The organism is Brevundimonas sp. Br13, from assembly GCF_055391505.1.
This window is the reverse complement of record NZ_AP044008.1, coordinates 216,472-231,017: the sequence shown is the minus strand read 5'-3', so window position 1 is coordinate 231,017 and position 14,546 is coordinate 216,472. Positions and strand designations below refer to the sequence as shown.

The following is a 14,546-nucleotide window of genomic DNA, read 5'->3' as shown; positions in this document are numbered from 1 at the left end:
GTTCTGATCGGAGAGGTGAAGCGACCTGGCGTTGTATGGATCGCCAGGCCGGACGGCGTGGAACCCCTTAGATGGTCGATTTAAGACACTCCAATCGAACCTTCTTGGGCCGGCGGCGCAGGCGCTACCGGCTTCGCGGAGAGGTCATGAGCGCGCCTCGACCTCAGCTTCGCCTTCGCACCCCCACGCCGCAGCGGGCGGCCGAAATCGCCGTCTTCCCTTCGTCTCAAAAAAACGGTGCGGAGGCCGGGCCAGGTCGCGCGATCCAAAGCTTGGATGGTCGGAGATTCCTTATCATCTCGGCGCCGTTCGGGCCGTTCGGCGTCGCCTTGGCGCGGACTCTCGAAGCCCGCGGCGCGACCGTCCAGCGAATGATCTTCAATGCGGGCGACGCCTTGAACTGGCCGCGAGCGGGGGGAAGGGTGTTCAAACACTCCGCCCAGGTCTGGGCTTCGCGACTGGCGGAACTGACGGCCGATTTCACCGATCTTCTGCTGTTCGGCGAGGGCGGCCCTTACAATCGCGCGGTTCTGTCTGCGGCGGAAGGACTTGGGCCACGCGTTTGGGTGTTGGAGAACGGCTATTTCCGCCCGGACTGGATCACCGTCGAACAGAACGGCGTGAACGCCTCAAGCGGCCTGCCGCGTTTCAAGGACGGCTATCCGGAGCCGGCGCCGCTTTTGCCTGATCCGAAACCCGTGGGGCGAATCCTGCCGCACCATGTGGTCAACATCACCGCCTATCATCTGGCTCAGGCCGTGGGGGGCTTTCTCTTTCCGCGCCACGCCAACCACTACACCGCCTCTCCGCTCAGCCAGTGCCTGGGTCACGTCCGGCGATATTTCGGCCTGGCCCTTCAGTCGCCGTCGCGCAACGATGTGGAGGCCATTGCGGCGCGGGGCCCCTTCTTCATCGCCTGTCTTCAGCGGGAGGGCGACGCCCAGCTGCTGCGCTACTCTCGCTATGCCGACAATACGGCCTTCCTCGCCGAGGTGATGACCAGTTTCGCCGTCCATGCGCCCAAGGCGGCGCGGCTGGTGATCAAGAACCACCCTCTGGACCCGGGCCTGATCGATCTGGAAGCCGTCACGCGGCGCCTGGTCATCGAGCGGGAGCTGCAAGGCCGGGTCGATTTCATAGACGGCGGAAACCTGGCCCAGCTGTGCCGCGCCTCTCAGGGCATGGTGGTCAACAACTCTTCGGCCGCGCTTTCGGCCCTGGGATTTCAGACGCCGGTCAAGGTGTTGGGCGACGCCTTCTTCGACTTCGACGGTCTGACGGATCAGCAGGGGCTGAACGCCTTCTGGTCCAAACCCCAGGCCCCGGACCCTGCTCTGTTCGCCCGGTTCCGCGCCCATGTGATCGCCCAGAGCCAGGTCAACGGCAATTTCCACGAGCCGCGCGCCATTCGGCGCACCGCAGAAGGCGTAGCGGACGTGTTCGAACGGGTTTCCTGAACAAAATTTGCGCTTAAGGGCGTCAAGGGTGTGCTCTCTGAGCCACCCAAGCGTGTTGTCACGATTCTGACACATATGTGTCACCTAGCATTACAAGATGGATCGTACACGGGGCCGGATTTAGACGTGACGACCACGTTTCCGACTTTTTTGGTCCACCAGCTGGGGATAGCGAATGACCTTCCGTAAATTGGCGTATGGCGTTTCGGCCGCCGCCATCATGATGTCGGCCTCGACGGCCGTCTTTGCTCAAGAGACGACCGGCGCTATCCGCGGCCGCATCCTGGACGGCTCCGGCGCGGCCGTGGTCGGCTCGGTGACCATCGTTCACGAGCCCACCGGCACGACCGTCACCACCATGTCGGACTCGTCGGGCTTCTACAGCGCGCGGGGTCTGCGCGCCGGCGGACCATACACGGTGACGGTGTCAAGCGCGGCCGGTGAAGGCGGCATTCAGCTGGACAGCATCGGTGTGGGCGACGCCGTCAACGGCGACGTGATCGTCAATCAGGCCGCCGCCGAGCTGGAAGCCATTACGGTGACCGGCCAGCGCTTCTCCAACGACTTCGGCTACGGCACCGGCTCGAACTACGGCGCGGGCGACATCGCCGCCGCCGCCTCGATCAGCCGTGATCCGAAGGACATCGCGCGCCTCGATCCGTTTGTGACGCTTGACCCCTCGAACGAAGACGCCCTGTCGTTCGCCGGCACCAATACGCGCCAGAACCAGTTCACCGTCGACGGCATTCGCCAGAACGACGAGTTCGGCTTGAACGGCAACGGCTATCCCACCCAACGGTCGCCGATCTCCATCGACGCCATTCAGGCTTTGAACGTTTCGGTGGCGCCCTTCAGCGTCATCAACAACGGCTTTGTCGGCGGTTCGATCAACGCCGTCACCAAGTCCGGCACCAACACCTTCTCGGGCTCGGCCTTCTATGAGAAGTCGGACGACAGCCTGCTGGGCGACCGGTACTGGGGTTACGGCCCGCGCGGCAACGGTTTCCGCGCCCGCCAAGACTATAACCGCGTCTTCGACGAAAAGACCTGGGGCGCCACCCTGGGCGGTCCGATCATCCGCGACACCCTGTTCTTCTTCGCGTCTTACGAAAAGTTTGAGTCGCAGTTCTCGCTGAACGAAGGTCCGGTCGACGCCGGCTTCGCAAATCCGATTCCGCGCATCACCACTTCGGCCGTCGAAACCTTCCGGCAAGGCGCCAAGACGCGCTACGGCTATGAAACCGGTTCTTTCGTCAATGTGGCGCCTCCCGTCCAGGACGAGAAGTACCTTGCGAAAATCGACTGGAACATCAACGCCAACCACCGGTTGGCCGTGACCTTCCAAGAGACGACCGGCACCTCGTTCAACGGTTCGACCACGTCGGCCTTCATTAACGGCGGCTCGACCACGCAGCCGCGGTTGGCGCTGGAATCCAGCCAGTATGTCAAGGATGAGCGCCTCACGACCTGGAACGCTCAGTTGAACTCGCAGTGGACGGACGCCTTCTCGACCGAACTGCGGGTCGGCTACAAGGAAACTGAAACCACCCAGCTGCCTGTCGGCGGACTGACTGTCGGCCAAGTCACGGTCAACGTTTCCGATCTGGCGGGTGTTCAAGCCGGCTCGGGCACGCCGCAAATCCAGTTCGGCGCCGACAACTTCCGTCACGACAACTATCTGTACAGTGAAGTGAAGAACGCCGAACTGATCGGCCGCTATAGCTGGGGTTCGCACGACTTCATGGCCGGCGCGCGGATTGAAACGCGCGACTTCACCAACGTCTTCGTGTCGCAGTCGCTGGGTCAGTGGACGTTCAACAGCTATGCCGACTTCCTGGCCGGTAACGCTTCCGGTCTGGTCATTCGCGGCGCCGTCAACCCGACCGGCGGCACCGTTCCCGCTCGGTTCGGCACTGCGCGCGACGGGGCCGTCGAATTCGGTTACGACGTGAACTCGCTGTACGCCGAAGACACTTGGCAGATCAGCGACACGCTTCGCCTGAATTACGGCCTGCGCTACGACTGGTTCGCCATGGACGACCGTCCGGTGCTGAACACCAACTTCCGCACCCGCAACGGCTTCGACAACACCGCCAATCTGGACGGTCGTGACCTGCTGATGCCGCGCCTTGGCTTCAACTGGACGCCCAGCGACTGGTCGATCTCGGGCGGCGTCGGTCGCTTCTCGGCCATCGGCACCAACGTCCAGATCGGCAACCCCTTCGGCAACGACGGCGCGCGGATCACCAATGCGGTCTGCACCGGCGCCATTCGGGGCGTGACGGATCTCTCCGTCGTTCCCACCGGCGCGAACTGCACCTTCACGCCCGGCAACGGCAGCGTGGTGGCGCTGGATCCGAACTTCGAAATCCCCAGCGCCTGGAAGTACAACCTGACGGTCGCCCGCGATTTCCGCCTGCCGCTGATCGAAGACTTCCGTCTGCAGGCGGACGTCATCCGTACGGATTTCGAGAACGCCCTCTATTACCGAGATCTGCTCGCAACCCGCTCGGGTTCAGCGCCGGACGGTCGTCCGGTCTATACCCACCCGACCGGCCCGGTGGTCTTCGATCTGCTGCTGGATAATCTGAAGGACGGCGGATCCTCCACCTCGGTCGCTCTGACGGGTCAGAAGACGTGGCGCGACGGTGTGTTCGAAGGTCTGGACGTCCGCAGCACCTACACCTACACGGAATCGGAAGACGGCAATCCGATGACCAGCTCGCAGCCGGACTCGTCCTATGTCCGCTTCGCTTCGGCTGATCACAACAACCCGGTGCTGGCGACGTCGGACTACGAAATCCGTCACAAGTTCACGGTCAACGCGAACTACACCCGCGCCTTCTTCGGCGACAACGAAACGTCCATCAACGTCTTCGCCCAACGACGCTCGGGCCTGCCCTTCTCCTACGTTTATCACAGCAGCCGCACGGGCAACTACGACAACGATTTCGGCAACGCCGTTCCGCAGTCGTACTCCGGCGCCCTGGGTACGTCGAACCAGCTCTTCTACGTGCCCCAGACCGACGGCAACGGCGTCGTCACCGCCACGAGCGATCCCCGCATCACCTATGCGTCGGGCTTTAATCTGACGGACTTCAACGCCTTCCTGAACAACACGGGTCTGATCAAGTACGCCGGCTCGATTGCGCCGCGGAACGCCTTCCGCACCGGCGCCGTCACCACGGTGGACCTGCGCCTGTCGCAGGAAATCCCGGTTCCGGTTCTGCCGACCGGCAAGCTGAAGCTGTACATGGACATCGAGAACTTCGGGAACCTACTCAACGAGAAGTGGGGCGTTCTGGAGCAGTATCCGTTCTATCGCGGCGTCGGTACGGTTGTGCTGAACTGCCAGACGGCCGGCGTCGCCTCCTCCTGCGCCGCCCCCAATGCAGTGTACCAGTACTCCTCGCTGCAAAGCGCAGGCGCTGCCGGAACGCCGCTCGGTGGTGAGGCTAAGCGCCCGAACGCCCAACTGCCGGCCTCGACCTGGCAGATTAAGTTCGGCGCCCGCATCTCGTTCTAAGTGAAGCGAGCAATGTGCTGACGAAGGGCGGTCCGGTCGCGGGCCGCCCTTTTTCTTTGGCCGCGGCCCCTGGGCGTCCGGCGCCGTTGAAGTCGGGGGCGGTTGGGGCCATATGGCGCGGCTCGCGGGTCGCCCGCCCGTCGCCTTCGAACCCTGACAGGACTTCGCCGCCCATGACCGCTCCTCTCCCCGCCGAATGGGCTCCGCACCGCGCCATGTGGGTGGGATGGCCCAGCCATGCGGAATACTGGTTCGAGCCGTTCGAAAAGGCCCAGGACGAGGTCGAGGCTCTGGTGCGGGCCCTGGCCGGGCCGGGGCGCGAACGGGTGAAGCTGATGGTCGGGGCGCCGGAGCTGGCGGAGGGCGTGCGGGCGCGCTTCGCCGACGTCGCGAACGTCGAGGTCGTGCCGGGCGTATTCGGCGACGTCTGGCTGCGCGATACCGGTCCCTTGTTCCGGGCCGGGTCGAAGACGGCGGCCGCCTTCCGGTTCAACGGCTGGGGCGAGAAATATGTGATGCCGGGCGACGAGACGGTGGCGGAGCAGATCGGCCTTCATTCCGGCGCGGCCCTGAGTTGGAACGAATTTATCATGGAGGGCGGGTCGCTGGATCATGACGGGGAGGGCACGGTCCTGACCACGCGCCAGTGCCTGCTGAACCCGAACCGCAACCCGGCCTGGAACCAGGACGAGGCGGTCGCGACCGCCGCCCTGGAAGCCGCCATCGGGGCGAAAAAGGTGCTCTGGCTGGGCGACGGGCTGCTGAACGACCATACCGACGGTCATGTCGACAATCTGGCGCGTTTCGTCGCGCCGGGTGTCGTGGCCTGCCCGATCGCCTGGGGTCGCAACGATCCGAACGCCGAAGTCTATGACGCCGTGGCCCGCGACCTGTCGGGCATGACCGACGCAGCGGGACGCAAGATCCGTGTGCTGAGGATCCCGTCGCCGGGCCTCGTCCTGGACGAGGACGAGCGCCCGATCCCGGCCAGCCACATGAACTTCCTGATCGCCAACGGGGCGGTGATCGTGCCGACCTATGGCGACGACGAGGCGGCGCGTTTCGCCTGCGAGGCGCTGAAGACCGCTTTTCCCGATCGCGAGATCATCCCGCTTCCGTCCAAGGCTATCCTGACCGGCGGCGGCTCGTTCCACTGTATCTCCCAGCAGGAGCCCGCATGACCCGCACCATCACCGTAGCCGGCATCCAGACCTCTTACGGCGAGGACATGCAGGCCAATATCGCCAAGACCGTCGGCTTCATCCGCGAAGCGGCGGCGAAGGGCGCGCAGGTGATCCTGCCGTCGGAACTGTTCCAGGGGCCGTATTTCTGCGTGTCGCAGGAGGAGCACTGGTTCAGCCAAGCCTATGAGTGGCGCGAGCATCCCTGTGTCACGGCGTTGGCGCCGGTGGCCAAGGCGCTGGGCGTGGCCATACCGGTCTCGATCTTCGAGAAGGACGGACCCCAGTACTACAACTCACTGGTCATGCTGGACGCGGACGGCGAGGCGCTGGGCGTCTATCGCAAGAGCCATATCCCTGACGGCCCCGGCTATCAGGAGAAGTATTATTTCCGGCCGGGCGATACGGGCTTCAAGGTCTGGAAGACCCGGTTCGGCAAGGTCGGGGTCGGCATCTGCTGGGACCAGTGGTTCCCCGAGGCCGCGCGGGCCATGATGCTGATGGGCGCCGACGTGCTGATGTATCCGACCGCCATCGGCACCGAGCCGCACGACGCCAGCCTGCACACGGCCGAGCCGTGGCGTCGGGCCATGCAGGGCCACGCCGTGTCCAACGCCGTGCCGGTGGTCGGGGCCAATCGCATCGGCCATGAGACGGTGACCGAGGTCGGCCAGACCTTCTACGGCCATTCCTTCATCGCCGATCAGCAGGGAACGCTGGTCGAGAGCCTGGGCGCCGAGGAGGAGGGGGTGCTGGTGCACCGCTTCGACCTGGACGAACTGGACCAGTATCGCGCGGCCTGGGGCTTCTTCCGTGATCGGCGGACGGATCTGTATGGCGCGCTGACGGGCGGGGCGTAGGTTCCTTTCGTCATTCTCCGGCGAGCGTAGCGAGATCGGGGAACCCAGCGGCGCGCGATAGCGCGAACCTGCCGCGGACGAGGTTTTTGCAGTGGTGCGGTGGACGCATCGCCTTCGGCGCCGCTGGGTCCCCCGGTCTGCGCCGCGAAGATGCGGCTTGCCGGAGGATGACGACAAGTTGGGGTTAGTCCCGCATCCCCTCAACCGCAGCCACAAGTCGCGCAAGGTCCGCCGGCGACGACAGCCGGTGGTCGCCGCCGTCGATCAGGTCCAGGCGGACGTCGCCGCCCGTCAGCCGCTCGATCAGTTCGACCTGATGGCGCCAGGGCACCACGTCGTCGGCCCGCCCCTGGAGGATATGGACCGGGGCGGCGATGTCGATGACGCCGTCCAGCAGCAGCCAGTTCCGCGCCTCCTCGAACATGCGACGGGTCAGGACGTATTCGCCCAGGCCCTCCTCGACGATCAGGGTCTCGCCCTCGCGCACTATGGCCTGGCGCTCGTGGTCGGCCAGGCCTGGCCACATCAGCCGTTCGGTAAAGTCCTGGGCCGGATTGATCAGGACCAGACCCTTGATCCGCTGTGGCCGCGCCAAGGCCGCCAGCAGCGAGACCCAGCCGCCCATCGACGAGCCGACCGGGATGACCGGGCCCGACAGGCTGTCGATCAGGGCGATCGCATCCTCGCGCCAGCGACCGATGGTGGCCCGGCGCCAGTCGCCGGACGACTGGCCGTGGGCGAAATGGTCGTAGCGGATGAAGCTCCAACCGCGGTCGCGCGCGGCGGCGTCCAGGGCGAGGGCCTTGGTCCCCTCCATGTCCGAACGGAAGCCGCCGATCCAAACGACGGTGGGACCGGAGCCGTTGATCCGTTTGAAGGCGAGCGTTTCGCCATCGGGGCGGGACAGGTGTTGAAGATCGTTCATGGGGCTCTTGTGCCGCGACTTTGTATGGGCGTCATCCTCCTGTTCGCGTCTTCGTCATCCTCGGGCTTGACCCGAGGATCGGGCGTGACGCACACGGACGGCTGAAGGCGGCGACAGTCGCCACTCCATCCGCAGTCTTTCGCGGCGCACCCGATCCTCGGGTCAAGCCCGAGGATGACGGTGTGAAAGGTCAGTCGTTTGTCCGCACCCCAGGTCCTGTTCGTCACCTCCAACCGCATCGGCGACTGCGTGATTTCCTCGGGCGTGATCCGAGAGATCGCGCGTCAGGTTCCGGGGGCGCAGATCACCGTCGCCTGCGGTCGCCCGCCCGCCCCCTTCTTCCGCTCGGCGCCGGGCGTGGTCCGGACCCTCGTGCTCGACAAGAAGAAGATGGCCGGTCACTGGGTCGATCTTTGGAAACAGGTCGTCGGTACGCGCTGGGACCTGGTGATCGACATTCGCGGTTCGGCCCTGGCCTATCTGATCCCGGCGAAACGGCGCATCGTCTACAACCGATCCTGGGAGACTGGCCTGCGCAAGGTCGAGATGGTGTCGCGCCTGATGGGGTCGCAGACGCCGCTCGATCCCGAAATCTTCCTGGACGACCAGGCGCGGGCCGAGGCCGCCGCCGTCATCGATCCGCAGCTGGCCGGCGGCGCCGGTCCCGGACCGATCATTGCGCTCGCCCCCATCGCCCACCAGCCGGGCAAGAGCTGGCCCGCCGACCGCTGGGGCGCCCTGGTCGAGAAGCTGAAGGCCGAGCCCCGTTTCGACGGCTGGCGCTTCATGCCCGTGGGCGGACCGGGCGACCGGCCGCCGGCGACCCCGGCCCTGGAGGCGGCGGGGCCGCGGGGGATCGACTTCGTCGGCAAGGGCGACATCCTGGCCTCGGCCGCCGCCATCGACCGGGCCGATCTGTTCGTCGGCAATGACTCGGGCCTGATGCACGTCTCGGCGGCCCTCGGGCGCCCGACCCTGGGCCTGTTCGGGCCCACGGAATGGTGGTTGTACGGGCCCTGGGGGGCCAAGACCCGCACCGCCGCCTCGAACGAAACGCGCGGCCAGTTCGCCCCGATCGAGGACCTGACGGTCGAACATGTCTTCGAGGCCGTGCTGGCCCTGCACGACGCCTATATCGCCGGAGCGCCCGCCGAGCCTTGAAAAATAGGGCTTCCTGACGCATATTGCCGGGCGAGAGGGGACCGTGGCCACAGCCGCGCCCGTTCGCTCATCACGACACACGCCTTCTTTGACCACATAAGGAAACGACGCCCATTCGCCGTCCCATGCAAGCGCCACCCGTGAAAGACGGGCCGCGTATGAACCAGGATATCCGCGCCCCTCGCGTTCTTCTCATCGACCAGAACGGGGAAAAGCAGGGCGTCATGCCCACCTCCGCCGCTTTGGAAGCCGCCGAGGAAGCCGGGCTGGATCTGGTCGAGATCGTCTCCACCTCCGAGCCGCCGGTGGCCAAGATCCTCGACTACGGCAAGCACCGTTTCCAGGAACAGAAGAAGAAGGCCGAGCAGCGCAAGCGCCAGAAGGTCGTCGAGCTGAAGGAGATCAAGCTCCGTCCCAACATCGACACCCACGATTATGAGGTGAAGGCCAAGGCCATGCACCGCTTCTTCGACGAGGGCGACAAGGTGAAGGTCACCCTGCGCTTCCGCGGTCGTGAAATGGCCCACCCCGAACTGGGCATGAAGCTGCTGAACAAGGTCCAGGCCGATTTCGACGAAATCGCCAAGGTCGAGTTCGCGCCCAAGATGGAAGGCCGCCAGATGATCATGATCCTGGCCCCGCGCTGATCGACCGATTCATCGCCGAGTTCTGAAAGCCCCGGTCGGAAACGGCCGGGGCGTTTTCTTTTTTGCGTCCTGAGCGAAGAGGTCTTGCAACCTGGGCTTTGAGGGTCTGAAAAGGAGCCGGGACTCGGGGGAGGACGGGCGTGGTGTTCGGATTGAGGATTTGGGCGGCCGCCGTGGCGGTCGCGGCGGCCGTGTGCGGGGGCGGTGCGATTCCGGCTCAGGCTTCGGCTCAGAACGCGCCGCCGCTGGAGGCCTACGGCGCCTTGCCGGCGATCGAATATCTGGAGCTGTCGCCGAGCGGCGATCGCCTGGCCCGCATCACCGTCGCCGGCGAAATCCGCGCCCTGGTCGTTACGGATATGAGCGGCGGGCTCCTGTTCGTCGCCGACGTCGGGGATGTGAAGGTCCGCGACCTGCGCTGGCTCGGCGAGGACAAGGTGCTGGTCGTCACCTCTCGCACCGAGAGCATCGCCTCTCTGGGGGTGCCCAGGTCCGAACTGTATTTCGGTCAGATCCTCGACCTTCAGACCCAACGAATGGTCCAGGTTCTGAACCGGACGCCGGACGTGCTGGCCGTTCTGTACGGCCCGGCTACGATCCGTCGCTCGGATGAGGGCGCGACGCTTTATGCGCGCGGCGTCAATCTGGTGACCAATCAGATCGATCTTCACGCCATCAGCCTGACCTCCGGGCGCGGCCGTCCCGTCAAGGGCATGGACCGGGAGATCGAAGACTTCGTGCAGGACCCGTCCGGCGACGTGATCGCCATGGGCCGCTATGTCGAGCGCAGCAAACAATGGACGCTGCGCCTCAAGCAGGGGAATTTCTTCCGCGACGGCTGGTCGACGGAGGCGCCGATCGACACCCCGGCCTTCTATGGTCTGGGCCGCACGGCGCGATCGATAATCATCGGGGCGGATCGACCCGATCTGGCGCCTGCGGATCCGGAGGCGGAAACCCTGGACGTGCTTTTCGAGGTGGATGTGGACAGCGGCGAGTGGAGCCCCCTGCCTTTCGAACACCATCCTGACTTTCTGGTGCATCATCCCGTCACCCAACTTCTGATCGGCGCGGGCCGGACCGAGGACGACGGCGTCCATTATGAGTTCATCGACGCGGATGCGGCGCGTCGCTGGGCCGCCATCGAGCGCGCCTTTGCCGGCAAGCGGCCGAAGCTGGTGTCGTGGAACGACGCGCAAGACCAGATTGTGGTCTTCACGGATCAGGGCGAGGCGGGTGTCTATCAGCTGATCGACTTCCGCCGCGGCGTGGCGGAGATTCTGGCCGAACCCTATCCGACGGTCCTGCCCGAACAGGTCGGCGCGACACGACGGGTGGCCTATAAGGCCGCCGACGGGTTGGAGATCCCCGCCTATCTCACCCTGCCGCCGGGCGTAGAGACGCCCAAGGCCCTGCCTCTGATCGTCCTGGCCCACGGGGGGCCGGCCGCTCGCGACGAGGCGGGCTTCGACTGGTGGGCCCAGGCCCTGGCGTCGCGCGGCTATGCGGTGCTCCAGGCCAACTTCCGCGGCTCCACCGGCTACGGCCGCAGCTTCATGGAGGCCGGCTACGGCGAATGGGGCCGCAAGATGCAGACCGACCTGTCGGACGGCGTCCGCTGGCTGGCGTCCGAAGGGATCATCGACCCCGAGCGGGTCTGTATCGTGGGCGCCAGCTACGGCGGCTATGCGGCCATGGCGGGCATGACCCTGGACGCGGGGGTCTATCGCTGCGGCGTCGCCGTGGCGGGCGTCTCAGATCTGCGCCGCATGGTCAACTGGGAGGCGCGCCAGGAGGCCCGCCGCGACAGCCAGACCGTTCGCTATTGGAACCGGTTCATGGGGGCCGAACGCCTGAACGATCGCGGGCTGGACGCCCTGTCGCCGGCCTATCAGGCCCAGGCGAGCGCCGGCCCTCTGCTGCTGCTCCATGGCCGCGACGATACGGTCGTTCCGATCGAACAGAGCCGGGTCATGGCCGAGGCCCTGCGACGGGCGGACAAGCCGGTCGAGTTCATCGAGCTGAGGGGCGAGGATCACTGGCTGTCGCGCGCCGACACCCGGATGCAGATGCTGCGCGAGACGGTGCGGTTCCTGGAAATGAACAATCCAGTGGGCGCGAACTGACGCCGGTCTCAGGCAAATTTTCTGACGGCCCGTCCTTGAGACTGGCGCCGCGTCTAAAGGACTTCTAAGTTTCGCGAAGTCGATGGGGATCGGCGCGAGGGGGGGTCCGATGAATCATCTCGCCACGGCTGCGGCGCCGCGGCCCAAGGCGGACGCCTGGTTCTTTCCCGTCATGACCGCAGTGGTCTGGCTGGGCGTGATCATGGGGTTCGGCGGCGAAATGGTGCGCCAGTCTCGCGCCGGCGATCTCACCTACCCGCTGATCGTGCATATTCACGCCTTGGTGTTCACGGGCTGGCTGGTGGTGTTTACCGCCCAGGTCGTCTTTATCCGTCAAGGCAGGTTCGGCCTGCATCGGACCCTGGGCTTGGCGGCGATGGCGCTCGCGGGGGTAATGTTGGTCCTGGGGCCGGCGACGGCGCTCATCGTCCAAGTGAATCGCCTGGGTTCCCCGGCGGCGGATCCCGCCTTCCTGGCCGTGTCCATGAGCGACATGATCAGCTTCGCCGGTCTGGTCTGCGCGGGCTTCATCAATCGCGCCAAGGGCGCGCTGCACAAACGGCTGATGCTGTTATCGACCCTGGCGCTCGCCGACGCAGGTTTCGGACGTTGGAGTTTCGCGCTTCTGGGCCAGTCCTTACAGCCAGTGCTAGGCGATGGATTCGCCTGTGCCTTCATCACCGGTTGCGGGTTCAGCGCTCTCGCCCTGCTCGCCCCTATGTTCCTCGACCTCGTCATGCATCGACGGATATCGGCGGGTGTGGCATGGGCCACTGCCTGGGCGATCGGTTGGTTGGTCGTGGCCACGTCGCTCTATCCCAATCCTGTCTGGAAAGCCTTGGCGGGCGGCCTCGTGGCGTGGCTCGGAGGACAGTGAAGGTTTGGGCGGCGCATCCGGCGGGGATTCGATCGACGACGTCAGGACGGCGCTTCTCGCAGGCCAAGCGTCGCGCTAAGCGTGGGGCATGACCCAGACGACCCCGAGCCCCGCCGTTCGTGCGCCCGCCCTGGCGGTTCTGTTTGCGGTGGTCTTCATCAATCTGGTGGGGTTCGGGCTGGTCGTGCCGCTGCTGCCCTTCTTCGCCCAGAGCCTGAAGGCCGAGGCCTGGCAGATCACCCTGATGTTTTCGGCCTATTCGCTCGGCCAGTTCTTCGCCGAACCCTTCTGGGGGCGGCTGTCGGATCGGGTGGGAAGAAAACCTGTGCTGCTGGTCACGCTCGTGGCCAATGCGCTGGGCTATCTGATGCTGGCCTTCGTGCCCAATATCTGGCTGGCCGTCGCGGTCAGGCTGTTCACCGGCCTGGGGGCGGGCAATATTTCGACGGTCCAGGGCTATGTGGCCGACGTCACCCCGCCGGAACAGCGGGCGGGGCGGATGGGGCTGATCGGCGCGGCCTTCGGCCTGGGCTTCATCGTCGGGCCGGGGCTGGGCGGACTGCTGACCCAGCCGCAGCTGGGGCGGCTGGGCTACCAGTTGCCGATCTTCCTGGCCGCAGCCCTGGCGGCCCTGGCGGCCGTCGGGGTGATGGTCTTTCTGCGCGAAAGCCGGGCCAAGGCCGATCCCACGGCGGCGCGTCCGGCCTTCCTGGCGGGGTTGAAGGACGCGCGGACCAATCCGGTGGTGTCGCGGGTTCTGGTCGTCACCCTGATCTATATGGCCGGCTTCTCGGCCATGGAGAGCGTCTTCGGCCTGTGGTCCGAAAGCCGCTACGCCTGGGGTGCGCGCGAGGTGGGGCTCAGCTTCATGATCGTGGGCGTGATTTCGGTCCTGAATCAGGGCTTCCTGGCAGGGCGGCTGGCGCGCCGGTTCGGCGAGGCGCGGGTGCTGGCGACCGGCATGCTGCTGTTCGGGGCCTCGCTGGTGCTTCAGGTGCTGGCGCCGGTCGAGTGGTTCCCGGCGGCCCGGCTGGAGCTGGGCGGCCTGTCCCTGCCGGTGGTGCAGGGATGGGTCGTTCCGATCATCATGGCCGTGGGCGCTTGCGGCATGTCCCTGGCCATGCCCAATATCTCGGCCATGATCAGCCGAGCCTCGCCGCCGGATCGGCAGGGGGCCATGCTGGGGCTCAACATGGCCTCCAGCTCGGTGGCGCGCATCTTCGGCCCCATGGTCGCTGGGGGCCTGTTCTCCGGCCTGGGGCATGACTGGCCCTTCCTGATCGGCGCGCTCTTGACAGTTCCGGCGGCGGTGATGGCGCTGAATGCGGGGCGGGTCATTCGCAAGGTCGATGACGGCGTGAAAGCCCCGGCCTGACTCATCTTGCGCTGGCCTCGGTCTTCGCGTAGAAGCCGCGCCTTCGCGTACCGAACCGCCGGGCGAACAGGCATGCCTGGGCGGTTCATAACTCTGGAGAGACACCTCACCCGACGGGCTCAAGCAGTCCGAAGGACGGTCGCCCCTCCAACAAGGAGACTGAAATGCCGAAACTGAAGACGAAGTCGGGCGCCAAGAAGCGCTTCAAATTCACGGCCACTGGCAAGGTGAAGGCCGGGGTTGCGGGCAAGCGTCACCGCTTGATCAGCCACAATTCGAAATACATCCGCCAGAACCGCGGCACCGAGACCATGTCCGACGCCGACGCCAAGAAGATTAAGTCCTACATGCCGTACGCCTGATCGGCGCGCGCTGTACGAACTGATCCAACCCAAAGAATTTGAAGGAATA

General features: G+C 65.6%; 11 protein-coding genes. 10 read left to right on the top strand and 1 reads right to left on the bottom strand.

Annotation, left to right across the window (positions count from 1 at the left end; genetic code table 11):
- Positions 1-329: 329 nt before the first annotated feature.
- The 4 genes from ACZ5M6_RS01120 to aguB all read left to right on the top strand — a co-directional run bounded on the left by ACZ5M6_RS01120 (position 330) and on the right by aguB (position 7,024).
- Positions 330-1,457, top strand: a complete 1,128-nt coding sequence (locus ACZ5M6_RS01120; RefSeq protein ID WP_464159317.1) for a capsular polysaccharide export protein, LipB/KpsS family — start codon at positions 330-332, stop codon at positions 1,455-1,457.
- A gap of 175 nt (positions 1,458-1,632) precedes the next feature.
- Positions 1,633-4,983 carry a TonB-dependent receptor gene (locus ACZ5M6_RS01115; protein ID WP_054764106.1) on the top strand — a complete coding sequence of 1,117 codons (3,351 nt, stop codon included), beginning with the start codon at positions 1,633-1,635 and terminating at the stop codon, positions 4,981-4,983.
- Positions 4,984-5,156: 173 nt separating this feature from the next.
- A complete protein-coding gene (locus tag ACZ5M6_RS01110) occupies positions 5,157-6,164 on the top strand; it encodes an agmatine deiminase family protein (protein ID WP_191554631.1) in 1,008 nt (335 codons plus the stop codon).
- Positions 6,161-7,024, top strand: a complete 864-nt coding sequence (gene aguB, locus ACZ5M6_RS01105) for an N-carbamoylputrescine amidase (RefSeq protein ID WP_464159314.1) — start codon at positions 6,161-6,163, stop codon at positions 7,022-7,024. The genes ACZ5M6_RS01110 and aguB overlap by 4 nt, the downstream gene beginning before the upstream one ends.
- A gap of 184 nt (positions 7,025-7,208) precedes the next feature.
- Here the strand turns inward: aguB and ACZ5M6_RS01100 are convergent, their stop codons facing one another.
- Positions 7,209-7,949 carry an alpha/beta fold hydrolase gene (locus tag ACZ5M6_RS01100; RefSeq protein ID WP_333897660.1) on the bottom strand — a complete coding sequence of 247 codons (741 nt, stop codon included), beginning with the start codon at positions 7,947-7,949 and terminating at the stop codon, positions 7,209-7,211.
- Positions 7,950-8,147: 198 nt separating this feature from the next.
- On the opposite strand from ACZ5M6_RS01100, the gene ACZ5M6_RS01095 reads away from it, so the two are divergent.
- The 6 genes from ACZ5M6_RS01095 to rpmI all read left to right on the top strand — a co-directional run bounded on the left by ACZ5M6_RS01095 (position 8,148) and on the right by rpmI (position 14,497).
- Positions 8,148-9,110: a glycosyltransferase family 9 protein gene (locus tag ACZ5M6_RS01095; RefSeq protein ID WP_464159312.1), complete on the top strand. Its 963-nt coding sequence runs from the start codon at positions 8,148-8,150 to the stop codon at positions 9,108-9,110.
- A 125-nt stretch (positions 9,111-9,235) separates the two neighbouring features.
- On the top strand, positions 9,236-9,757 hold the full coding sequence (gene infC / locus ACZ5M6_RS01090) for a translation initiation factor IF-3 (RefSeq protein WP_039244129.1): 522 nt from the start codon (positions 9,236-9,238) through the stop codon (positions 9,755-9,757).
- A gap of 140 nt (positions 9,758-9,897) precedes the next feature.
- Entirely contained in the window at positions 9,898-11,883 is a 1,986-nt protein-coding gene (locus tag ACZ5M6_RS01085; RefSeq protein WP_227976010.1) for an alpha/beta hydrolase family protein, read from the top strand.
- A 109-nt stretch (positions 11,884-11,992) separates the two neighbouring features.
- Complete coding sequence (locus tag ACZ5M6_RS01080; RefSeq protein WP_152949079.1) at positions 11,993-12,760, top strand: hypothetical protein; 768 nt, start codon at positions 11,993-11,995, stop codon at positions 12,758-12,760.
- A gap of 88 nt (positions 12,761-12,848) precedes the next feature.
- Positions 12,849-14,135, top strand: coding sequence for an MFS transporter (locus ACZ5M6_RS01075; protein WP_054764101.1), 1,287 nt, complete (start codon positions 12,849-12,851; stop codon positions 14,133-14,135).
- Between the two features lie 164 nt (positions 14,136-14,299).
- Positions 14,300-14,497, top strand: coding sequence for a 50S ribosomal protein L35 (gene rpmI / locus ACZ5M6_RS01070; RefSeq protein ID WP_054766748.1), 198 nt, complete (start codon positions 14,300-14,302; stop codon positions 14,495-14,497).
- Positions 14,498-14,546: the final 49 nt, after the last annotated feature.

Excerpts from the sequence above, each read along its gene's own strand:
- ACZ5M6_RS01115 (WP_054764106.1), top strand. The coding sequence starts at position 1,633 with ATGACCTTCCGTAAATTGGCGTATGGCGTTTCGGCCGCCGCCATCATG.
- ACZ5M6_RS01110 (WP_191554631.1), top strand. The coding sequence starts at position 5,157 with ATGACCGCTCCTCTCCCCGCCGAATGGGCTCCGCACCGCGCCATGTGG.
- aguB (WP_464159314.1), top strand. The coding sequence starts at position 6,161 with ATGACCCGCACCATCACCGTAGCCGGCATCCAGACCTCTTACGGCGAG.
- ACZ5M6_RS01100 (WP_333897660.1), bottom strand. The coding sequence starts at position 7,949 with ATGAACGATCTTCAACACCTGTCCCGCCCCGATGGCGAAACGCTCGCC.
- infC (WP_039244129.1), top strand. The coding sequence starts at position 9,236 with ATGCAAGCGCCACCCGTGAAAGACGGGCCGCGTATGAACCAGGATATC.
- ACZ5M6_RS01080 (WP_152949079.1), top strand. The coding sequence starts at position 11,993 with ATGAATCATCTCGCCACGGCTGCGGCGCCGCGGCCCAAGGCGGACGCC.
- ACZ5M6_RS01075 (WP_054764101.1), top strand. The coding sequence starts at position 12,849 with ATGACCCAGACGACCCCGAGCCCCGCCGTTCGTGCGCCCGCCCTGGCG.
- rpmI (WP_054766748.1), top strand. The coding sequence starts at position 14,300 with ATGCCGAAACTGAAGACGAAGTCGGGCGCCAAGAAGCGCTTCAAATTC.